This window comes from Streptomyces hygroscopicus subsp. hygroscopicus (genome assembly GCF_001553455.1).
Classification (GTDB): domain Bacteria; phylum Actinomycetota; class Actinomycetes; order Streptomycetales; family Streptomycetaceae; genus Streptomyces; species Streptomyces hygroscopicus.
Window position 1 is genome coordinate 1 of sequence record NZ_BBOX01000680.1, and the last position, 507, is coordinate 507.

The 507-nt window shown below is 71.0% G+C and carries 1 protein-coding gene; it reads left to right on the plus strand.

Translation table 11 applies throughout. The features are described from left to right. Positions 1 to 507 (plus strand): acyltransferase domain-containing protein (locus tag AXW62_RS39820; protein ID WP_159061134.1); only part of this gene is annotated, 507 nt, incomplete at both ends.

Genomic DNA, 507 nt, shown 5'->3' on the forward strand with positions numbered 1-507 from the left:
AATCCTGTCGCTTCGGGACGCCGCCCGTGTGGTGGCGTTGCGGAGCCAGGCCATTGGCCGGGTGCTGGCGGGCAAGGGCGGCATGGTGTCGGTGGCCCTGCCGGTGGCGGAGGTGCGGGAGCGGATCGCGGCGTGGGGTGAGGAGCGGATCTCGGTGGCGGCGGTCAACGGGCCGTCGTCGGTGGTGGTCTCGGGTGAACCGGGGGCGCTGGATGAGCTGGTGGCGGCGTGTGAGGCGGATGGGGTGCGGGCGCGCCGGGTGCCGGTGGACTACGCCTCGCACTCCGCGCAGGTGGAGCTGCTGCGTGCGGAGTTGCTGGAGCTGCTGGCCCCCGTAGAGCCCAAGGTGGCCGAGGTGCCGTTCCTGTCCACCGTTACAGGGACATGGGTCGAGGGTCCGGAGCTGGACGCGGAGTACTGGTTTACCAATCTGCGGCGCACGGTGGAGCTGGAGGGTGCGGTCCGGCGGTTGCTGGACGAGGGCTTCGGGGTGTTCATCGAGTCCAG